At 42.3% G+C, this 21192-nt stretch carries 23 protein-coding genes and 3 pseudogenes; 15 read left to right on the top strand and 11 right to left on the bottom strand.

Features of this window, described 5'->3' with window-relative positions:
- Position 1 precedes the first annotated feature (1 nt).
- From sbcD to C6Y01_RS04505, 3 genes and pseudogenes are all read left to right on the top strand, one after another.
- Positions 2–1177, top strand: coding sequence for an exonuclease subunit SbcD (gene sbcD / locus C6Y01_RS04515; protein ID WP_034663467.1), 1176 nt, complete (start codon positions 2–4; stop codon positions 1175–1177).
- On the top strand, positions 1174–4569 hold the full coding sequence (locus C6Y01_RS04510) for an AAA family ATPase (protein ID WP_034663465.1): 3396 nt from the start codon (positions 1174–1176) through the stop codon (positions 4567–4569). Before sbcD ends, C6Y01_RS04510 begins: the two co-directional genes overlap by 4 nt.
- 19 nt (positions 4570–4588) lie before the next feature.
- Positions 4589–4887, top strand: a pseudogene (locus C6Y01_RS04505) (HNH endonuclease).
- A 46-nt stretch (positions 4888–4933) separates the two neighbouring features.
- Here C6Y01_RS04505 and C6Y01_RS04500 read toward each other — a convergent pair.
- The 8 genes from C6Y01_RS04500 to C6Y01_RS04465 form a co-directional block, all read right to left on the bottom strand.
- Positions 4934–5152: a spore germination protein gene (locus C6Y01_RS04500; RefSeq protein ID WP_003211468.1), complete on the bottom strand. Its 219-nt coding sequence runs from the start codon at positions 5150–5152 to the stop codon at positions 4934–4936.
- 22 nt (positions 5153–5174) lie between these two features.
- Positions 5175–5606 carry a spore germination protein GerPE gene (locus tag C6Y01_RS04495; protein ID WP_034663462.1) on the bottom strand — a complete coding sequence of 144 codons (432 nt, stop codon included), beginning with the start codon at positions 5604–5606 and terminating at the stop codon, positions 5175–5177.
- Positions 5606–5782, bottom strand: a complete 177-nt coding sequence (locus tag C6Y01_RS04490; RefSeq protein WP_003210893.1) for a germination protein GerPD — start codon at positions 5780–5782, stop codon at positions 5606–5608. The genes C6Y01_RS04495 and C6Y01_RS04490 overlap by 1 nt, the downstream gene beginning before the upstream one ends.
- Entirely contained in the window at positions 5779–6393 is a 615-nt protein-coding gene (locus C6Y01_RS04485; protein WP_095284995.1) for a spore germination protein GerPC, read from the bottom strand. Before C6Y01_RS04485 ends, C6Y01_RS04490 begins: the two co-directional genes overlap by 4 nt.
- Positions 6394–6424: 31 nt before the next feature.
- Complete coding sequence (locus C6Y01_RS04480) at positions 6425–6658, bottom strand: spore germination protein GerPB (protein WP_034663458.1); 234 nt, start codon at positions 6656–6658, stop codon at positions 6425–6427.
- Positions 6659–6672: 14 nt separating this feature from the next.
- Positions 6673–6894: a spore germination protein gene (locus tag C6Y01_RS04475; RefSeq protein ID WP_003211745.1), complete on the bottom strand. Its 222-nt coding sequence runs from the start codon at positions 6892–6894 to the stop codon at positions 6673–6675.
- Positions 6895–7021: 127 nt separating this feature from the next.
- Positions 7022–7183 (bottom strand): aspartyl-phosphate phosphatase Spo0E family protein, encoded by a 162-nt coding sequence (locus tag C6Y01_RS04470; RefSeq protein ID WP_012009503.1) that lies wholly within the window; start codon positions 7181–7183, stop codon positions 7022–7024.
- A 122-nt stretch (positions 7184–7305) separates the two neighbouring features.
- Positions 7306–8400 (bottom strand): CotH kinase family protein, encoded by a 1095-nt coding sequence (locus tag C6Y01_RS04465; RefSeq protein ID WP_106037873.1) that lies wholly within the window; start codon positions 8398–8400, stop codon positions 7306–7308.
- Between the two features lie 205 nt (positions 8401–8605).
- Between C6Y01_RS04465 and C6Y01_RS19475 the strand changes: the two are divergent.
- The 5 genes and pseudogenes from C6Y01_RS19475 to C6Y01_RS04450 all read left to right on the top strand — a co-directional run.
- Positions 8606–8656, top strand: a pseudogene (locus C6Y01_RS19475) (hypothetical protein); the annotation flags it as partial.
- Positions 8657–8684: 28 nt separating this feature from the next.
- Positions 8685–8846, top strand: a complete 162-nt coding sequence (locus tag C6Y01_RS19470; protein ID WP_189288324.1) for a hypothetical protein — start codon at positions 8685–8687, stop codon at positions 8844–8846.
- Between the two features lie 66 nt (positions 8847–8912).
- A complete protein-coding gene (locus C6Y01_RS19465; RefSeq protein WP_189293896.1) occupies positions 8913–9251 on the top strand; it encodes a hypothetical protein in 339 nt (112 codons plus the stop codon).
- Between the two features lie 41 nt (positions 9252–9292).
- Positions 9293–10198, top strand: a complete 906-nt coding sequence (locus tag C6Y01_RS04455; RefSeq protein WP_095284997.1) for a fumarylacetoacetate hydrolase family protein — start codon at positions 9293–9295, stop codon at positions 10196–10198.
- A gap of 92 nt (positions 10199–10290) precedes the next feature.
- Positions 10291–10659: a YisL family protein gene (locus C6Y01_RS04450; protein WP_034663442.1), complete on the top strand. Its 369-nt coding sequence runs from the start codon at positions 10291–10293 to the stop codon at positions 10657–10659.
- Positions 10660–10697: 38 nt separating this feature from the next.
- On the opposite strand, the gene C6Y01_RS04445 is transcribed toward C6Y01_RS04450, so the two are convergent.
- The gene (locus tag C6Y01_RS04445) at positions 10698–11225 is read right to left on the bottom strand and encodes a DUF2777 family protein (protein WP_095284998.1); all 528 of its coding nucleotides are present in this window, start codon (positions 11223–11225) and stop codon (positions 10698–10700) included.
- A gap of 156 nt (positions 11226–11381) precedes the next feature.
- On the opposite strand from C6Y01_RS04445, the gene asnB reads away from it, so the two are divergent.
- The 4 genes from asnB (at position 11382) to C6Y01_RS04425 (ending at position 17192) form a co-directional block, all read left to right on the top strand.
- Positions 11382–13223, top strand: coding sequence for an asparagine synthase (glutamine-hydrolyzing) (asnB, locus tag C6Y01_RS04440; RefSeq protein WP_106037872.1), 1842 nt, complete (start codon positions 11382–11384; stop codon positions 13221–13223).
- A gap of 147 nt (positions 13224–13370) precedes the next feature.
- Positions 13371–14888, top strand: coding sequence for a phytoene desaturase family protein (locus C6Y01_RS04435; RefSeq protein ID WP_106037871.1), 1518 nt, complete (start codon positions 13371–13373; stop codon positions 14886–14888).
- A complete protein-coding gene (locus C6Y01_RS04430) occupies positions 14885–16360 on the top strand; it encodes a phytoene desaturase family protein (RefSeq protein ID WP_034663425.1) in 1476 nt (491 codons plus the stop codon). The genes C6Y01_RS04435 and C6Y01_RS04430 overlap by 4 nt, the downstream gene beginning before the upstream one ends.
- A complete protein-coding gene (locus tag C6Y01_RS04425; RefSeq protein WP_034663422.1) occupies positions 16353–17192 on the top strand; it encodes a phytoene/squalene synthase family protein in 840 nt (279 codons plus the stop codon). Before C6Y01_RS04430 ends, C6Y01_RS04425 begins: the two co-directional genes overlap by 8 nt.
- A 25-nt stretch (positions 17193–17217) precedes the next feature.
- Here C6Y01_RS04425 and C6Y01_RS04420 read toward each other — a convergent pair whose 3' ends face one another.
- Positions 17218–18594 carry an MATE family efflux transporter gene (locus tag C6Y01_RS04420; RefSeq protein ID WP_034663418.1) on the bottom strand — a complete coding sequence of 459 codons (1377 nt, stop codon included), beginning with the start codon at positions 18592–18594 and terminating at the stop codon, positions 17218–17220.
- A gap of 113 nt (positions 18595–18707) precedes the next feature.
- Between C6Y01_RS04420 and C6Y01_RS04415 the strand changes: the two genes are divergently transcribed.
- The 3 genes and pseudogenes from C6Y01_RS04415 to C6Y01_RS04405 all read left to right on the top strand — a co-directional run bounded on the left by C6Y01_RS04415 (position 18708) and on the right by C6Y01_RS04405 (position 20519).
- Positions 18708–19574 carry an AraC family transcriptional regulator gene (locus C6Y01_RS04415; RefSeq protein ID WP_034663414.1) on the top strand — a complete coding sequence of 289 codons (867 nt, stop codon included), beginning with the start codon at positions 18708–18710 and terminating at the stop codon, positions 19572–19574.
- A 14-nt stretch (positions 19575–19588) separates the two neighbouring features.
- Positions 19589–20146 (top strand): annotated as a pseudogene (locus C6Y01_RS04410) (GNAT family N-acetyltransferase).
- Between the two features lie 112 nt (positions 20147–20258).
- Complete coding sequence (locus C6Y01_RS04405; protein WP_080869523.1) at positions 20259–20519, top strand: hypothetical protein; 261 nt, start codon at positions 20259–20261, stop codon at positions 20517–20519.
- Here the strand turns inward: C6Y01_RS04405 and C6Y01_RS04400 are convergent.
- Positions 20514–21050, bottom strand: a complete 537-nt coding sequence (locus C6Y01_RS04400) for a serine O-acetyltransferase (RefSeq protein WP_034663405.1) — start codon at positions 21048–21050, stop codon at positions 20514–20516. The genes C6Y01_RS04405 and C6Y01_RS04400 overlap by 6 nt on opposite strands.
- Between the last annotated feature and the right edge of the window lie 142 nt (positions 21051–21192).

Here is a 21192-nt window from a genome sequence, read left to right as displayed (position 1 = left end):
CATGAGGATTCTGCATACAGCGGATTGGCATTTAGGGAAAACCCTTGAAGGTCGAAGCCGGCTTGATGAGCAAGCACAGTTTTTAGATGAACTGTATCAAATCGTGAAAGACGAACACATTGATGTCATTGTGATGGCCGGTGATGCCTTTGATACAGTGAATCCGCCTGCTAGAGCAGAGCAGCTTTTTTATGAAAGTCTATCTGCCTTATCTGATAAAGGAAAACGGCAGGTAGTGGTCATCTCAGGCAATCACGATAATCCGGATCGCTTATCAGCCGCATCTCCTTTAACAAATGATCAGGGTATTCATTTAATTGGATATCCGACAAATGACATCATCCGTGTCGATGTTCCTTCTTCGAGTGAACGTTTATCCATTGCAGCACTCGCTTATCCGTCTGAGGCGAGACTAAATGAGGTGCTGGCTGAAACATTTGAAGAGAAAGTGCTTCGTGATCATTACAATTTAAAAATTCAACAAGCGTTTCAACATTTAAGTACTCAATTCCAGCTGGATACAGTTAATATTGCAACAAGCCACATTTATGTGGCAGGAGGAAGTCAAACAGATTCAGAAAGACCGATTGAAGTAGGCGGCGCATATACCGTTGCGGCTGAAAGCCTGCCAGAAGCAGCTTGCTATGTTGCACTTGGTCATTTGCACCGCCCGCAAACGATCAAACGTGCCAAAACGATTGCCCGGTATTCTGGATCACCTCTTGCTTATAGCTTTTCTGAATCAGGCTATGCCAAATCAGTCACAATTGTAGAGGCAAAACCTAATGAAAAGGCAAGCTGGAAAGAAGTGTTTTTATCAAGCGGAAAACCACTTGTGAAATGGAAGGCGACTGAGGGACTGAGTCAAGTGCACGAGTGGCTGGATGAAAAACGTGATCTTCAGGCGTGGATTGATTTAGAGGTTCATTTAACAGACCAGCTCTCTATTGAAGAGATTCATCAGCTCCGTAAGCAGCATAGTGGGTTTGTTCACATTCGACCAAAGTTCAAAGAACTACAGCAAATAGAAGAGCAAAAGCAAGTGGAAAAGCTCTCGATCGAAGAGCGGTTCGTGAAATTTTATGAGCGCCAGACAGGTGGCGGTTTACCCGATGAAAAAACAGTCAAACTGTTTTTAGAGCTAGCCAATGAAATGCAAGAGGAGGAAGCGACTTGAAGCCGATTACGCTGACCATTAAAGGACTTCATAGCTTCAGAGAAGAACAAACAATTGACTTTAGCTCATTATGTGATGCAGGTGTGTTTGGCATATTTGGACCGACAGGAAGTGGAAAGTCGTCCATATTAGACGCCATGACCCTGGCACTCTATGGCAAAGTGGAACGTGCGTTAAATAATACACATGGTATTTTGAACCAAGCGGAAGAAAAGCTGTCGGTTTCCTTTACATTTGCTTTGCAAAAGGAACATCATATTTCTTATAAAGTTGAACGTGCTTTCAAACGAGCGGATGAAATGAAAGTCAGAACGACATTATGCCGCCTGATTGAAATCGGTGATACGCAGACCGTTCTCGCAGATAAAGCGAGTGAGGTCAATCGTAAAGTAGAAGAATTACTCGGATTAACCATTGATGATTTTACACGAGCGGTTGTCTTACCTCAAGGGAAATTTGCAGAATTTCTCTCCCTAAAAGGGGCAGACAGACGTCAAATGCTTCAGCGGTTGTTTAACTTGGAAAAGTATGGGGACCAGCTCGTCAAGCGTTTGCGTGCAAAAGCTCAGAATCAATATGGGCAAAAAAATGAACTGCTGGCTGAACTGAATGGTTTAGGGGAAGCTGGCCCAGAGGCGCTGGCAAAAGCAAAGGAAGCAGCAGAGCAGGCAAAAGCCATTTTTCATGAGAAAAAACAAGCGCGGGACGAAGCGTTCACTGCTTTTACAAAGGCGCAAGCGATCTGGCAGTATCAAAAGGAACAAGAAGCTTATGAGACTGAACAAAACAAACTGAATCTACTGGCACCATCAATGGAAGAGAAAAAGGCCAAGCTCAATATCGCAGAGCAGGCAGAGGCGCTAAAGCCCTATGCGGATGCATTAACAAAGGCTGAAAAACAGCTTTCTCAAGCATCAAAGGAGAAGCAGGAAGCAGAAAAGCAGCTGCTGCATCAACGAACGATCTATGATCAAATGACGCAGGAGTATGAGCAAGCCCGGCAAAAGAAAATAGAGACTGAGCCAGAACTTCTCCAAAAGAAAGAGCAGCTGATTCATCTAAAGGAAATTGAACGAAAAAAAGAGACAGCTCTTCAGGAAAAGACAGGAATAGAACAGCAAAAAAATGAAAAAACGCAGCAATTCATACAAAAGAAAAAAGAAGCGGACAATCTTCAATCTCTATTAGAGCGTGCACTGACGAAACAAACACAGCTGAAGCATGAGCTGGAGCAGTTACAAGTCTCAGTAAAAGAACGGAAAAGTGTACAGGATGCTTTACGTTTAAGTGAAAATGTTGAAAGAATAAACCGCAGCATTCAAAAAGAAAAGCAAAAGATGGAGGAGGTCAAAAAGCGAGCCACACAGACTTCAGAAGCATATGAAAAGCTTCAAAAACAGCAAAACGACCATCATGAAAAAATAGACCAATCGTTTCAAGCAATTGAACACCTCTATTTTTATGTATGTGAATTCGAACGAGCTCTAACAGAATGGAGTAAAAAAGAACAACATCAGAAGCTCGAAAAATTAAAACAGCGTGATGTTGTAAGGGCGGCTGAATTAAGAAAAGAATTAGCGGCAGAGCTAGTAGATGGTGAACCATGTCCGGTTTGTGGATCAATTCATCATGATCCAAAGGCTTTGGAATACAATGACCATGAAGAAACCGTGGCACAAGTCGATGAAGTCATTCAACGGATGGACAAAGAGCTCAAGCAGGCAGAGGAGTATGCGAGAGACATGTATGCCGCAAAGCAGCTCCTCGAAACGAATGCCAATCAATTAGTGAAACAATTTGCTTTCTTATCTCAGAAAGCCCCGGGAGCGGAAGTAGCTGCAGCAGTAGAAACCGTACAAAATCCGCAGTCTTTGCAGGATCTGATGCAAGAATGGAAAGGCATAAAGCAGGATATTCAAGAAGTTGAACGTAAACGAGCTCGTTTAATGGATGAAACGCATAATCAAGCAGCAGAGATGAGCAAGATGAAAGAGCAAATGACTTTTGAACAGCAGCGCATCGAAGAATTAGAGGTGCTGATCAAAGAGCTTCAATCTGAGCTTTCAGTGCAAACGACTCAATTTGAACAGGCCTTCCCTCATTTTACATTGAATCAAGTACAAGAGCTGCAAAAGCAAATCGATGAAAAGGACCAACAAGCGGAAGGCTATAAAGAACGTATTGAGAAAAGCATTTCGTTTTTGGAAGAAAAACAGCTAGCAAAAGAGCAGCTGCAGACAGCGATATACAATGTCGAGAAAGAACTTGATAAACTAGCGCATCAGCTAGAAAGTCAGCATCAGCTTATCCATCAATATGAAACAGATTTAGGCCGATATCCATTAAAAGCTGCCTCTATTTCTGATGAACTTATTGAGGTTGAACATTCTCTTGCTCTTCTTAATGAAAAAGAACAGCAATCGTACAAGCAATTGCAGCACGCGCAGCAGTTGTTTAGTGAGGCGCAAAGCCATTTTTCAAGCAGTGAGCGTCAGCTTCAAGAGGCGAACCGGCGAAAACAAGAAGCAGAAGCAGCATGGGAAAAAGAAACAGAATTCTCTCCTTTTCATATGCCGCAGGAAATTGAGTCTGCTTCAATGGAACAGGCAGTACGTCAATCGGTCAAACAGGAAATTGAGGAATTTGAGGATAAAAGAAAGGAATGTGCCGCAAACTTAAAGCGAATTTCTGAATTACTGAAAGAAGAGTCACTGGATGAAAAGCAGTGGACTGACATTCAGCACAGAAAAGATGCAGCTGAAAAAGCATTGGAAGAAGCGACAGCAATGAGTGGGTCCGCACATGAACACCTGCGTGTGGTTGAAGAAAATCATCAGCGCTTTGCAAGTATTCACGAACGCTTGGAAGCACTGCAGCAAGAAATTGATCGCCTCGATAAACTGCAAACCGTTTTTAAAGGGAATACGTTTGTTGAATTTTTAGCAGAAGAACAGCTGGAAAGTGTCAGTCGTGATGCATCCGCCCGCTTGGGTATGTTGACGAGACAAAGATATGCGATTGAGGTCGACTCAGAAGGCGGCTTTGTTATGCGTGATGATGCAAATGGTGGTGTCAGGCGTCCTGTGTCCAGCTTGTCCGGCGGGGAAACCTTCCTGACATCGCTGGCGCTTGCCCTTGCTCTTTCTGCACAAATTCAGCTGAGAGGTGAATTCCCGCTGCAATTCTTTTTCCTTGATGAAGGATTCGGTACGCTCGATCAAGACTTGCTTGATACGGTCATTACCGCATTAGAGAAACTGCAGTCTCACAATTTAGCAGTTGGTGTGATTAGCCACGTGGAAGAATTGAAAATGAGACTGCCGAAAAAACTGATTGTCCATCCAGCAGATCCAAGCGGGAAAGGGACAACGGTCTCAATGGAATTAATGTAAATGTTGAGGTGATGACAGGGTGGCAAAGCAAACCATTGGATTATGTGAGCTGTGCGGAAGACAAAATGTCCTGCTCACAGAACACCACTTAACACCAAGAGAAGAAGGTGGGGCTTTTTTACCGACTGCCTTCCTGTGTATCCCCTGCCATAAACAAGTGCATGCACTCTTTACAAACCAGGAGCTTGCCGCACGCTTGAACACACTTGATGCACTAAGGCAGGATGAAAAGCTTGCTTCGTACATCAAATGGATTCGAAACAGCCGGCAAGCAAGCTGGTTAAAACAAAAAAATCGAGACAACGCAGAAAAAAATAAGCATAAAAAGCGCTCCTCTAAATGAAATGACTGTAGAGGAGCTGCTTTATGCATTGCCTACCATATTCTGATCATTTAAGTCAGGATCCACATAGTTGGTGGCGCTAATGCCATTATTTAATATCAAGAAATCTCCGGTATTTCCCGCTCCAGAGCCTAAAGCAGATTTTGACGAACTTTTAGGCGACAGGTAGAATGAGTCACCGACGTTTACGACGCCTCCAGAAATAGAGTTAATGTAAATGGGTCCGACAATTGCTGGCATAATCGACATCCTTTATTCGAAGTCATATCACCATCATATGCGCAGGTAGGTCCATTTGTGAGTTTGGCGGACTTTCGTCGTTGCTAAATAACTCTCGAATATGCTTCACTCTTGCAACGCCATTCACTCCACACGTAGAGCCAATTTGATAAATAGAAGAGGACGAAACCCCTTCGACAATGACGGAAGACACTTTAATCACAGGCTTTTCATGGTAAAAAGCTGTTCTGACGAATCGTTCCGGCAGCATCAATGGAATAGGCTCATAATACACTTCAAATTCTTTCGCATCTAAGTTTTCTGCTTCATTGCCATAAAACAAACTAATGGTTCTTTGAACAGCTAACACCTTGACCTTCGGGCATAGCTCCTGTGTATCACCGATTTGAACAACACTTGAAATCCCGACAGAATTCACCTTCGTGAACTTCACTTGAGATGTGCGCTTTATCATTATCGAGGTGCCAGAGGAACAAACGGGCCAATGATAAGAGATTCTGGCGGTGTATCAAAAATGGAAGATAATTGTACATGATCTGTGTCCCCGATGATAAATAGGGAAGAGGACGAAACCCCAACTACTTTAATGCTTCCGGTCTCGATGTTGCGGTTGACGACTGTGAAATTCATCCGTTTTCCTCTCCTTTCGTTTCATTTGGAATATGGGCTAAGAAGTGCTCAATCGCCCGTTTGACATCATGCTTTACATATTCAGCAATTTGCTCTGAACGCTGCAGCGGGGTCATATCTTCCCGGTGCGGGAGCTGTCCTGCATAGTATTTGATTCTGCTGTCAATTTGCTTGCGAATGTCCTCAATGATGTGGTGTTTGTTGCTCTCATCAAGAGACCCTTCATATCGCTGCTCTAGCTCTTCAAGAAGTTCTGGCGCTTCTTCGTTTAAGAATGCGTCGACAAGCTGGCGTGTTTGATTGAAAAATTGATCAGCCATTTCTTGCTGCATCATTCCAATGCCCGGGGTTGTTGTTTGGCCCACTTCAAAGTTTTGAACACTGTTTGGATCAGATGGATTGAGGCCGATGTTCAGTGTGCCTTCAAGCCGCTCGATTTTCAGTTGATCAAATTGATAATCAATCCGTTCAATCGTCGTTGTCGGTTTATCTTTGATCATTTGCATTTCCTGCTGAAGTTCGTTAAGCCTTTTTTCAAGCATCATAATTTTTTGTGTTTGCTTTTGAATGATGCCATGCACCTGTGAAGCGTTGCTTTGATAATCATACATTGACATACACCTCCGGGGATTGCAGATGAACTTAAGTTGTTGGTGACTGGAGCGGTACAAAAGGTGTTGTGCTTGCGCCTTGGGATTCTTCAATTCCTTGTGTGCCTGCTGCGGCAGGTGCTGCTTCTACGTAGCTGCCCGTGTTATACAGATTAGAAAGAGCTTTAATTGAACCAGCGCTCCCAATTTGCAGCACAGAGGAGTTACTTACAGACTCTACACGCAAATAATTAATTTGTATCGCTTGATTAATATAGAAGTTCAACTGATTTTCACTCCTTACAAGTTACCAACAAGCGGTTGATCAATGACATCACTGTCGTACGTATTTGTCACACTTTTATAGTTGCTAATGCGCAATTGATCACCAGTGTTAAAACTGCCTGCGCCAGCAAACGTTTTAACCTGACTATTTGGAGAAATGGTGATGCAGTCTCCAACATGAACGACTCCGCTCGTTCCGACGGCATTTACTTTAAAGGCTCCAACAATAGCCGGCATAGCGGTGCACATCCTTTATAAAAATAAGGCACTTTGTTTTTGGGCGTTTCACCATAGCTTATGATGGGTCTTTTAATGTGTGATTGTCTTTTTGAAAGCTTTTGATGAGAGGAATTAGGTGTATGGTTTACCCTTTTTTAGAGCATTCATTCGAGGTGTATTTGATGCCTTTATTTAAGAGTGTATCAAGCTCTTGACTGCACCTGATGGTTTCTTCGGCATTCATCCCGAATTTTTTTGCTGTCTCAATTAAATGTAATCTTTTTTGTTCAATTTCATAATTGATCATAACGGACGCCAACTCTCACATTTTTTATATAATAGAAGGATATGGTTAGTATACCCTATTTTTCTATAAAAAAAGCTGTTTCGTCAATATGAGTAATAAAGTGACAAAATTCGAAAGCGTCCTTACTTGCCATCTATCTCTTTTCTTATTTCAGCCTGTAAATAACGTCGTCTTTTGTTGATATACTGCCGGATGACCTCTCGTTCTGATTGTAGGATGTCTTTTCGATCTCTCGTATAAGGATCATCTCCAATTCGGTTCTCGATAGAGGCATGCCATTTCTCGATGATTGGACAAAGCCGGTCTTCTAAAAAATGTGTATCGAGTACATGCTGAAAAAGCGTGTAATAGGATCTCTTAAAAGAAGGGATATCTAGTAACCTAGCAGTTAAAGTATTAAAGCCGTTTACTGGAATATAATCAAATGCCATTTCTTCTCCATGAATGTCACGGCCCCATGTCGCATCATAATCCCAAGGAAGTACTTGAAATTTTCCTTGTTCATTCACATAAAGAGCGTAGTTATGGACAAAGCCGTCAAAGTTTTGTGTGCACACGACACCAATGAGCCAGCGGAAATACTGTGTTACATCTAGGTATTGCTCAATTTTTTCTGCAAATATGTCATCTTTCGCTGTGTTGAGAAAGTAAATAAATTCACTCAGCTGCTGATCGTGTTGAGAAGTCCCCATTTTTTTCTCGTACCCGAGGAGGAGGTGTTTTTTTGGCTTTTTATCAAACGAACTCAAAAGGGAGAAGTTGGCATCGTCATCGACTGCATAATAAATGCCGCCTCCTGAAAGCTGCCTTTTCTGAAAAAAGTGCTCATCAACAGATTCTATTTTTAAATAAATGCCTTCTTTTCTTCCGTTTATAGTGAGAAACACATGAGACGCAGCCGGGCTTAGCACCCCTATCTGCTCGAAGAAATAAAAGGACAGTCTGTTTCGGATAAACGAGGGGTCATTGTATTCTGCATTTAAATGAAAGATAGATTCGCCTTGTCTTTGCTTTGGCTTTCGATATTCAATTTGATAGGACTTTTTTTTCAGCTTTCTAATGTGAGACCCGCGGTATGAAGCATAAATGTGTGATTTGGTCTGGCCGGTTTTCAAAATGGCCTCAACAGGTTCATCGTTCCATATGTCTTTTCTTAATTCAATCAAGTCCTTTGGATGAATCCAAATATCTATTTGCTTTAAAGGTTCTGTGGTCATGCGTTCATCAGCCTCCTATGCTCTTCTTTACGATATGAAAGTGAAGGAATGTCCTGTACCCGCTTGTTAGGTATTCATGGAGTTTTAAAAGAAAGGGGCATCCGCCAAGAACACTTGTCTACCAAGTCTCGTAACATAAAGCAGAGAAGATAAACAGCTTGATCTGTTTGTTTTGTCAAAGTATAGACTGGGAGGGGAATCGTTCGTGAGCACATTTGATCATTCACATATTGAACATGCAGTGGATTCACTTCGAAGTGAAGGACGTGATCATCACTTAGATCGTGAACCAGAATCGAGACGCTCGCACAAGTCAGCTCGTTCTCGCCATTCAAATCGCCGTCATTGGTTCTTTGGTGGAGGCGGATGCCGTAAATCACATCGCAGTAAAAAAAGCTGTAAGAGCTATCGTTCGAAAAAAAGTCGCTGTTCAAAGAAAAGCGTGAAAAGTGAGAAACCATGCAAGAGCAAAAAGTCGTGTAAAAGCAAGAAATCTTGCAGAAGCAAAAAGAGTGAGCCGAAAAAATCATGCCGCAGCAAACACAGATCCCATCATAAGAAAAGCTGCCGCAAGTCACATCGCAGCCATCGTTCTAAAAGATCTCATCACCACAGAAGCTGCCATCGATCTAAACGTTCTCATCACCATAGACGCAGCCGCTCTTGCAAAAGATGTGGAAAGAAAAAGCATCATTCCCACAGCAGAGGAAATGTTGATCGCAAATGGGACCAAGGGAACATGTGGGAGTATCGCCGCTACCGCTAAACATCAGATCATCTTTTTTGAAACCCTTTTTAAAAGAGAGTATGATAAAAAAGGGTTTTTTTTATTTCATAGAGAAATAAAATGAGACATCATCACTTAGCGAAATGAAGATTGTGAGGGGAAGACATGAAGTTTTTTACAGGTGAGATACATAGCAGAATGTTTATTGGGGTAGTCATTGATGATGAATGGGTCATGGACGTCAAAAAGGCAGAAGCCAAATTATTTGAGCTTGAGACACTGCCAAACTCTTTAGCTGAATGTATTCATATGGGGGACAAGTTTGTTGAGCATGTCAAACAGCTCCTTGACTGGGCTGAGAAAAAAGAAGAAGACCGCGGTTCTTATGTATATCCGCTTTCGGAAGTGAAACTCCATGCGCCGATTCCAAAGCCAGCTAAAAACATCATGTGTGTTGGAAAGAATTATCAAGATCATGTCATGGAGATGGGAAGTGCAGCGGATCTTCCTAAAGATGTGATGATCTTTACAAAGGCACCTACTTCAGTCGTTGGACATGAAGCGGATATTCTCCTTCATGAAGATGTGACCAGTGAGCTGGACTATGAAGGGGAGCTTGCGATCGTGATGGGCAAATCAGGGAAGAATATTGCACCTGAAGAGGTCCGCGATTATCTATTCGGTTACACCATTTTAAATGACGTAACGGCAAGAGATTTGCAGAAAAAACACAAACAATTTTTCATAGGTAAAAGCTTAGATACAACCTGCCCGATAGGACCTTATATTGTGCATAAGTCAGTGGTCGAGGATCATGGTGCGCTCCATGTGGAAACAAAGGTAAACGGAGAGGTTCGCCAGTCTGCCAGTACAGAATTAATGATTTTCTCCATCGAGAATATTGTTTCTACTCTTTCAAAAGGGATGACACTAGAAGCTGGTGACATCATTGCAACGGGAACACCTTCTGGGGTTGGCAAAGGCTTTGAACCGCCTAAGTTCTTAGCTTCAGGGGATCGAATTGACATCACGATTGAGCCGATTGGAACGCTATCGAATCGCGTCAAATAAAGAGTGCGATGACACAGGATTGTCGCTTTGTGTTCGACTTATTTCGTGGTACGATGAGAAGGTAATTGTTCTGATAAAGGGGGAAATAACAGATGGGAACGCATTTACATATTACAGCATGGGTGCTAGGGATTATTTTATTCTTCGTTGCCTTTGCTCTAGCAGGTAAAAACGACAAAGGTGCTAAAATTGTGCACATGATTGTCAGACTATTGTACTTGATCATTATCGCAACAGGCGTAGAGCTGTATGTTCGCACAGGAATGAAAATTCCAGGTTTCGGTGGCGAGTATATCGGTAAAATGATTCTCGGTATCCTTGTGATCGGCTTCATGGAAATGGTTCTTGTACGCAAGAAAAAAGGAAAATCGGTGACTGGTGTATTGATTGGTTTTATCGTGTTCGCGATTGTGACCATTCTTCTCGGTTTACGTCTGCCGATCGGTTTCCATATCTTTTAACATAAAAAGGGCATTGCTTATACGAAGCAGTGTCCTTTTTATATGCCATCAAATTGCGAAACCGACCGGTAACCGTCAGAAGTGGTCCATTCAAAACGAATTTGACCTGCGACGGAGTCATGGTGACATTGAAGGGCAAGTGATTGTGAATCTGTCGAAAACTGAAAGAAAGAAACTCGTTGAAAAGAATGAAAGGAGGAGAAAACACAATCGTAGACGGAAAAACCAAGCTGCTCTACCTGTGCAATGATTTCATAAAAAACGTTTTCAGGAACGAACATCAGTAGGTCAAGCCATCCTTTCGCAAGTGATGCCGTATATTGAATCACTTCACCGCCTTGTACTTCTACTAGCTGCCCACTTTCATGAAGTATCATGGACCCGAGCAGTTCCCCTTTGGTCCACCTGCCATTTTCCTTCAAACAGATCATCGTGCTTTGAAGACTTTCTGGCAGCATGATGTCTCCTTCTTCATCTTCAATCAGACAATACCCGTTTTCAATCAGTAAATACCCGCTGCACCATCTTCGACTGCAGCGTTCAAGCTGCTTCATTCGTTTTTCCATTTGCAAAAGCTCCTTTCCTCTTTCTTTTCTTACCAAATCATGCTTGTCCTATACGCCCGAGAAAAAAAGGACAAATCAACTATCAAGGAGACGATGCATAAACTAAGAAAGGCTGAATGAGAACACTTGAGGAAAAACGGATGGGAGCTGATGATGATGTGTGGAATAACAGGCTGGGCAGACTTTAAAAAGCAGCTCATCCAACAGGATCATGTAATCAATCAAATGACAGATACATTATCTAAAAGAGGGCCAGACGATACAAATACGTGGAAAAGTGAGCACGTTCTATTTGGGCATAAAAGGTTAGCGGTTGTAGATGTAGAAGGCGGAAAACAGCCGATGACATATACACATCAAAACCATGCTTATACCGTTGTATACAATGGAGAGCTCTATAACACAGAAGATATAAGAAAAGAATTGTTAAAAAGGGGCCATCGCTTTCTTGGACATTCTGATACAGAGGTTCTTCTTCACGCCTACACAGAATGGAAGGAAGAGTGTGTGACCCATTTTAATGGTATTTTTGCATTTGTGATCTGGGATAGTGAGCGTGAATTATTATTTGCAGGGAGAGACCGGCTCGGCGTCAAGCCATTTTTCTATACAGAACGTCATCATTCCTTTTTATTTGGTTCGGAAATCAAAGCGCTACTTGCTCACCCTGATATTAAAGCAAAAGTCGATCATGAAGGATTATCGGAGATCTTTGGTTTAGGACCGTCTAGAACACCAGGGCAAGGAGTGTTTAAAGGGGTAAAAGAGCTGAGACCTGCTCATGCTTTGACTTTTTCAAAAGACGGACTGCGTGTGTGGAGATACTGGAATGTCAAAAGCAAGGCGCATACGGACTCACTTGATGACACCGCCCAGCACGTCAAGCATCTCTTTACAGATGCCGTCACAAGACAGCTCGTTTCTGATGTGCCTGTTTGTACATTTTTATCGGGTGGCGTCGATTCGAGTGCCATTACCGCCATTGCCGCTAAGCACTTTGAGAAAATAGGGAAAGCACCGCTTCATACGTATTCGGTTGACTACGAAGGAAATGATCAATTCTTTGAAGCAAGTCAATTCCAGCCGAATGCTGACGGTCCATGGATTGACCGCATGACCAAGGCGTTTCAAACGAATCATCACAGCTGCGTCATTGGACAAAAGGAGCTGGCTGCTTATTTGAAGGAAGCGGTTGAGGTCCGAGACTTACCGGGTATGGCAGATATTGATTCTTCTTTGCTTTGGTTCTGCCGAGAAATTAAAAAGGACTTTGTTGTCGGTTTGTCAGGTGAATGTGCGGATGAAATTTTTGGAGGTTATCCTTGGTTCCATGCGGCAAATGAAACGAATGGTTTTCCTTGGATGAGATCGACGGAAGCCAGAACGCAGCTCTTACAAGATTCGTGGCAAAAGAAGCTGTCACTAAGAGAATATGCACAAAGCAAATATGAAGAAACCGTGGCTGAAACGCCTCTTTTAGATGGAGAAACTGGAGTGGATAAAGCCCGAAGAGAACTTTTTTACTTAAATATGGTCTGGTTTATGACAACGCTGCTAGATCGAAAAGACCGAATGAGTATGGGGGCGAGTCTTGAGGTACGTGTGCCATTTGCAGACCATCGCCTTGTCGAATATGTGTGGAATATTCCTTGGGAAATGAAAATGCATGGAAATCGTGAAAAAGGGGTTTTACGAAAAGCGTTAGAGGGAATTTTACCGAATGAAGTGCTTTATCGCAAGAAGAGTCCTTATCCGAAAACACATCATCCAGCCTATACCCAGGCTGTGAAAGAGATGTTAACAGATTGCCTTGCGCAAAAAGATTCTGTCCTTCACGAATTTCTAGATGCACATCAATTAAACCAGCTGATTGAAACGGAAGGAGCCTCCTTTCAAGTGCCTTGGTATGGCCAGCTCATGAAGGGCCCGCAGTTAATCGCTCATCTGGCGCAGATTCATCATTGGTTTGAAACGTATCGAATTGATATAGAAGCGTAATAAAGGGTCGGCTTTCTTACATTTGTTGAAGGGAAGCCGGCTTTTTTAATACATAACATGAGACGAATAGAGCACATCAAAAGTTGATCTAATCTTTCTAATTTATATAATTAACTTAAAGTGAATTAATTTGGAGGAAAAAGGATAATGAAAATCATTGTGATCGGAGCAGGACCAGGGGGACTTGCGGCAGCTATGATGCTTCAAAGCAAAGGACATGATGTTCAGGTATACGAAAAACAGCCCTTTGTTGGCGGACGTAACTCTAAGTTTCAACTCGGTGATTTCACGTTTGATACGGGTCCTACCTTTCTCAGCATGATTCATATTGCAGAGGAGCTGTTCACCTTTGCTGGTAAAAATCTTTATGACTATATTGATGTGATCGAATTAAAAGAAATGTATAGATTGATTTTTCAAGACGATCAGCTAGATATGATTCGAGATCGTGATGAAATGTATAGACGGTTAGAAGCCTTTGCACCTGGTGAGGGCGAAGGGTATTTACGATTTATGAACGATACAAAGCGCAAAATGGATCAGCTTACACCTATTTTACAAAGTAAAATGGATCGTTTTCATCACTATTTGCGTCCAAAGGTGCTCAAAGCACTTCCGCAGCTTTCATTGAATAAGAGTTTATATGATGTGCTGTCAGATTATTTCTCAAATGAATCAGTGAAATATGCGTTTACATTTCAATCAAAGTATTTAGGCATGTCACCGTGGGAGTGCCCTGGTGCTTTCTCCATTCTATCGTTTATGGAACATGACACAGGTGTTTTCCATCCGAAGGGCGGGGTCAATCAGCTGTCAGAAACGATGGCAAAAGCAGCGGCTGAAGCTGGAGCGACGATTCATCTGTCAGCTGGCGTCGAAAAATTGCTGACGGAAGGCAGGAAAGTAAAAGGCATTCGCTTAGAATCTGGGGAAGAATTACAGGCAGATGAGGTTGTCGTAAATGGAGACTTTGCACATGTGATGACAAAGCTTGTAGAACCAGGACTTTTAAAGAAATATAGCGAGAAAAAATTAAAAAAGAAAAAATTCTCATGCTCCACCTTTATGCTTTATTTAGGATTAGATATCATGTATGAGGAGCCGCATCATACCATCGTATTTTCCGATGATTATGCTCAATTTGTCAAAGGCATAACGAAAACGTATGAGCTGCCAGATGATCCTTCTATTTATATTCAAAATGCAAGTGTCACAGATGACTCGCTTGCGCCAAAAGGAAAGTCAGCTCTTTATGTGCTGGCACCTGTTGCCAACAATCAAAGCGGTATTGACTGGGAAGCGCATCAAGATGAATTTAGAGAACTTGTGCTGGACACACTTGAGCGAAAAACCGGTTTTAAGAATGTGAGACAGCATATAGAAGTCGAACGGATGATCACACCGAAGCAATGGGAGGAAGACCTTTACGTATACGAAGGAGCTACATTTAACCTTGGCCACCAGCTGACGCAGATGATGGTCCTAAGGCCGCACAATGAATTTGATGAATTGGACCATTGCTGGCTCGTAGGAGGAGGGACGCACCCAGGAAGCGGGCTGCCGACCATTTTAGAATCAGCACGTATCACGACAAATGCGATTCTTTCAAAAGAGAAACATACGCACAAAACATTGCCGCACCAAGAAAAGGGGAGCGCCTCATGAAAAAACATATATTGATTGCAGGTGGCGGGATTGGCGGGATAATCTCAGCACTTTATTTAAAAAAGGCTGGACATGATGTCACGCTTGTCGAAAAAAATGAGCGACTTGGCGGAAGACTTGCTTTTGTACGTGAGAAAGGATATAAAGTAGATGAAGGTCCGACCATTGTCCTACTTCCTGATATGTTAAAAGGTATTTTACATGAGGTTGGAATGGACGAAGCGTCTCTTGATCTTTTGCAGCTTGATCCGCTGTATACGATTCAATATCAAGATGGAACCTCCTACACGAAGTACTCTGATGCATTTCGTCAGCTAGAGGAAATCAGACGTGTATTTCCAAAAGAAGATCAAGGATTTCTAAGGTTTATGGAAGAAATGACAGACCGTTTTCAAGAAGGGCAGCAAGCCTTTCTAGAGAAATCATTTCATGAAAAACGTACATTTTTTACAAAAGCAAACATGAAGATTTTAATGAAATTAAAGGCGTATCGAACGGTTCAAAGTGCTCTGAAAAAGTATTTCTCAGACGAACGCCTGCGAGATGCATACGCACTGCAAACCCTCTATGTCGGAGGGAACCCGTATGAAGCATCTGCTATTTATTCGCTCGTTTCATATAGTGAGCACGCACATGGAATCTACTATTTAAAAGGCGGCTATGCGAGCTTAGTAGATATACTGGAGAGGCAGCTCATAAAAATGGGTGTGCATATAAGAAAAAATGAAGAAGTCACAGAGCTAGAGTTTGAGGGAAAGCGCGTGGTTACAGCAAAAGTCAGTGACGACCGTATAGCAGCTGATGCATTTGTGATCAACGGAGATTATCCAGCTGCGTTAAAACAGCTTGGTTTAGACGAACAAGATCGGCGTAAATACGTGCCGTCTTCTGGCTGTGTGATGGTGTATCTAGGGTTAAACAAGATGTACCATGATGCGCCTGTTCACCAATTTTTTATGGGCGAACACTTTGATCAGCATATGAAAGAGGTTTTTCAAACGAAGACAATCCCTCAAGATCCGTCGTTTTATACATTTAATCCATCGATCATTGATCCATCTCTTGCCCCGGCAGGCTGTAGTGTTTTATATATGCTGATTCCCGTTCCCTCAGGAGATCATATCAACTGGGAAGAGGAAACAGATTTTGTAGAGAAAATGGTCGATCGTCTTGAGAAAAGAGGCTTTCCAAGATTGCGAGAGTCGATTGTCTGGGAAAAAATCAGAACACCAAATGATTCCTTGCGAGAAGGATTGTTTGAAGGCGGCAGCTTTGGACTTGCGCCTAACTTGTTTCAATCAGGTGTGTTCCGCCCGCAAGTGAAGGTTGCTGAGACGGGCAATCTTTATGCGGTAGGTGCTTCCATCCATCCTGGCGGCGGGGTGCCGATCGTCATGCAAAGTGCAAAGCTGATGGCTTCTGTGCTGTTAAAAGATTTGAATGACAGGAAGGAAGTGAAACTAAGTGGTTGATGTACAAACAGCATTGAAATTGTGTGAGGAGACCATTCAAACCCATTCCAAAACGTTTTACCGTGCCTTTTCCATGCTGCCTAAAAAGAAAAGACAGGCCGTCTGGGCTGTGTATTCCTTTTGCCGGAGAGCAGATGATATTGTAGATGAGTCCCCCTCACCAAAAGAGGAGCTTGCCTCCTTTCGAGAGACGTTTGATCGATTTTTACATGGTGAGGTAGATCGGAATGATCCAATGTGGGTAGCGCTAGAACATACATTTCAAGAGTTTCGTATGGATGAAGCCCCGTTCCGTGACTTGCTCCAAGGTCAGGAGATGGATTTAGAGCAGCACCGGTATGAAACGTTAGATGAACTGCTCATCTATTCCTACCATGTGGCTAGTACCGTTGGACTCATGCTGCTTCCCATTATTGCACCGCGTAAAAAAGAGCAGCTGAAAGAAGCAGCGATTTCATTAGGGATTGGCATGCAGCTGACCAATATCCTTCGTGACATCGGCGAGGATAAGGCTGAAAGAGACCGCATTTATTTGCCAAAGCAAGTCATGGATCAATTCGGATATACAGAGCAAGAATTGCAAGAAGGCATTGTCAATCAAGCATTTCAGCACGTATGGGAGTACATTGCCTTTGAGGCAGAGGCATACTACGAGGAGTTTTTTGACCATCTTCATGAATTCCCGCTTTATTCACGTATATCGGTGAAAGCAGCTGCTCACTTTTATAAAGCCATTTTAGATAAAACAAGAGAAAATGAATACCGCGTGTTTACACAGCGATTATTTATTTCAAATCAGGAAAAAGCACTTATTTTAGAAGATATTACGTAAAAAAGGACTGCACCCGCAGTCCTTTTTATGTGGAAGAAAAGCGATACTCTGTCCATACCCTTGAACGCCACCGCCTATACATAAAGATGCCTCTTACCCATTCATCCACGATAAAAGAAATCCAAACCCCAATGAGACCCATCTCAAGCTGAATGCCTAACAAGTAGGCGATCGGAAGCCCGATGCCCCACATTGAAATCATCGCCATATACACTGGAAACTTCGCGTCACCAGCAGCCCGCAAGGAATTAATAATGACCATATTAAAAGAACGGCCAGGTTCCAAAATAATTGTCAATAGGAGGAGTGTGGCGGCAATTTGGATAATCTCGCTGTTGCTAGTAAAGAAAGCAAGCAAATGCGTCGATGATAAAGATAAAGCAGTGGAAGAAAGAAGGGAGATGCCAATGGCCCAGTATAAGCTTTTCATGCATCTGTGATAGGCAGCATCGAATTCTTTCGCCCCAATATGGCGCCCGATTAAAATTTGTGTCCCTTGGCTAATGGCTGCACCAAACAGCATAATGAACATCATTAAATTTTGAGTATAGACCTTTGCTGCTAATGCCTGCGTCCCCATAAACGTAATAAACAGTGTAATGATCATTTGAGAGCCGTTATAAGAAAGCTGCTCTCCAGCAGAAGGAATCCCGATTTTCAGAAGCTTTTTTAAATGTGTCCGCTGGATGTGAAACATCTTCTTCAGTGAAAAGCGTAATCCAATTCGGCGGCGTACAATGAGGATCATTGCCATTAATCCGATCAACCGAGCAAGTGAGGTAGAAAAAGCGACCCCCATCACACCTAATACGGGGAAGCCAAACGGACCGAAAATGACCAGATAGTTACCGGCAACGTTTAGCAAGTTCATTCCGATGGTGACATACATCGTATCTCTTGTATATCCGTAGCTTTTTAAAATAGCACTATACGTCATAATGAGCGCTTGAATAAAAGAAAGCAGTCCGACAATTTGTAAAAATACCGCCGCATCCGGCATGAGCTCACTTGATAGGCCCATCAGATGTAAAATGGGAACAGCTAATACAAACATGAGAAGACTAATGACAAAGCTAATCAAGAAGTTGGTTCCTAGTGAGACATAGGCGACTTGAGTCGCTTCCTGTCTGCGGCTTGCTCCTAAAAGCTGCGCAATCACAATCGTCGTTCCAGTTGTAATGAAACTGAACATGACAATCAATAAATTCAGGAGCTGGTTGCTTACACCAACTGCGGCAACACTATTATCGGAATATTGGCTGAGCATGAGGGTATCCGCGCTTCCCATGAGCATATATAAAGAGATTTCAATAAAAATAGGCCAAGTTAATGTAAATAATGAAGGATGGGTTTTCTTCCCCCTAGCTTGAATCTTTTGAATTGGCAGTGATTGAGGTTTCATCAATCAACCTCCTTTCGTATAAATCCGATTTATAGTGTACCTTGCATCGACTATAATAAGAAGAGATGAAACCGAAACTTATTGGAGAAATCCGACTTCATAAGGGGATGAATATGAATCGATTTATTACATTTACTGTACCGCCGTTCCCGGTTTATATTGCTTCAGGCAAAGGTGTATTTCATCAAGGAGAAAGACATATCTCTAGAACCTTCACTGTGTTTGATCTTCTTTATGTCACAAAGGGGGAACTATGGATCACAGAAGACAGAGAGGCTCATCACGTAAAAGAAGGAGAATATATCATTCTCTCACCTGGCTTGTCTCATGGGGGACACCTGCCATGCGAAGAAGAAACTCACTATGAGTGGCTGCATTTTTCAATTGATCCATTTGAGTTGACGAATCGGCTGAGAGAACACTGGTTTGATATGAAACAAAATCAAGCCACCTTTGAAAATCCGGCAACATATGAATTTAGCCTGCCTCGTATAGGAAAAGTGAAAGGAAGAAATGTGTTCGAAAAACATCTTTCAGCAATGCGGGCACTAAATGATGACGCGTCTGAACTGCCGCTGAAAAAACAGCTTCAGTTTGAGGAAATGCTCATTCATTTACAAAAAGAAGCATTTCATATTCCAAGTGCAAAGGAGAATGTCGCCTCAGAAGTGGTTCATTATCTTGAGCGTCACTTTATGAAGAAACTGCAAATGGAGGAGCTTGCAGAGAAGCTGCATTATCATCCTGATTACATGACAAGGTGCATGCAGACTGTATATGGACTGACGCCAAACCAATACATCAATCGTCTCAAGGTCGAAAAAGCCAAAAGCATGCTTGCCTCAACGAATGATAAAATCGCAGCTATTGCTGATCACGTAGGCATTGACGACCCTACTTATTTTTCTAAACTGTTTCGGCAAAACGAAGGCATGACGCCTATCGAGTACCGTCATCTAGCAAAAAGAACGACAAAGTAAAGGAACGTGAACAGATGAAAAGGGAAAAGGAAGAGCATGTGAGCATATAAGCATTAAACGAAGCCGATTTAGAGATGGTATGGCATTTAAAATTCAAAGCACCAGATCAGTCCTATCGAAAGTGGAATGCCCCATATTTTTATGAACACGAAATCCCGCTTGCTGCATTTAAAAAACGATACTTACAGGATACATCCATTCCGCCAAAGCTATATGGCATTGAAATAGACGGCGAAATCAAAGGCACCGTGTCATATTATTGGGAGAATGAACGTACACGGTGGCTTGAATGCGGCATTCTCATTTATGACTCGCGCTTTTGGAGCGGTGGCGTTGGGACAAAGGCGTTAAGTCTATGGACTGATGAGTTATTTGCCTATATTGATATCCCTCGAATTGGTCTTACCACATGGTCGGGAAATGCACGGATGATGCGGTGCGCAGAGAAATGCGGATTTGTCCTTGAGGGGAGACTGAGAAAGGTTCGTTACTATCAAGGAGAATATTATGATTCGATGCGCTATGGGATGCTGAGAGAGGAATGGAAAAGCCTCCCGCGACAAGCTACTTAACAATGATGAATCATTTTAGGACAAAAGGATCGAATGTTTGAATAAACTGAAGAAGAAGGGGGGCTAAAAAGCATAATAGAGAACATGTAATTACATAAGGAGGAGTTTGAACGTGAGAATTACGGGGTTATTCGTTTCACTTGCTGTTGCCATTTATTTATGGTTTGATGCGCCAAAGCATGATAAAGACAAATGGCTGTGGGCCATTTTAGGTGTCCTATTTAGTACCATCGTTCTCGGTATTTATTTGATCAAGACAGAGAGGAAGGGACTTGGCTGGACAATTCTCATTTTAACGACCTTGTTTTATCTCATGCTGCTCATCTCTGTTTTGATCGGTATCATTCTTTTTTATCAGGTGAGTCCTTCATGAAGAAGGGCTTTTTTCTTTTACCTTTTGCGCAGGCACACCTGCAATAACAATCTTCTCCTCGTGAAAAGAACGGTTTACAACAGCATTTGCTCCGATTGAAATATGATTTGCAATATAGATGTCCCCAAACAGCTTAGCACCAGGGCCAATCCATACATGATCCCCAATGGTTGGCACATCCTTTTCATGATGGTTCTGACCAATATTCACCCCTTGATGAATATCACAAAATGCCCCAATTTTTGCATGCTTGTTCACAATTAAGAGACCCGTATGATTGATTCTAAGGCCAGGGCCGAAGACACCAATCGGAATATCAAAGCCAAGCTGCATGCCTTTCTTTTTATGTAAATAGCGATAAAACCATTTGCGAAGTGTAGCGCCGCTATTAGAATAGTATTCATATTTTCGTAAAATCCTTTGATATTTCCATATATCATCCCCAAACCACTTAGGTCTTTTGCGCTTAATGGCTAATGCTTTCTTATCCTGTGCCAAGTAGTGGTGAAGATCGTGCTTCGTTAAAATCATCAGATCCCTCTCCATTCTCTTTTGTTTCAGAGAAATTATACCATTATAACCATTTATATCAATATAGAAAGGCGTTTATTTCTTTCTTTTTCTACATCACTTTCATCCAGTTTCCTGTATAAAATAAGAGCTTCGTCATGAG

Origin of the sequence: Bacillus sp. NMCC46 (genome assembly GCF_002998465.1) — a bacterium.
Classification (GTDB): domain Bacteria; phylum Bacillota; class Bacilli; order Bacillales; family Bacillaceae; genus Bacillus.
The sequence above is the reverse complement of the archived record's forward strand: the minus strand, read 5'-3'. Positions and strand labels throughout refer to the sequence as shown.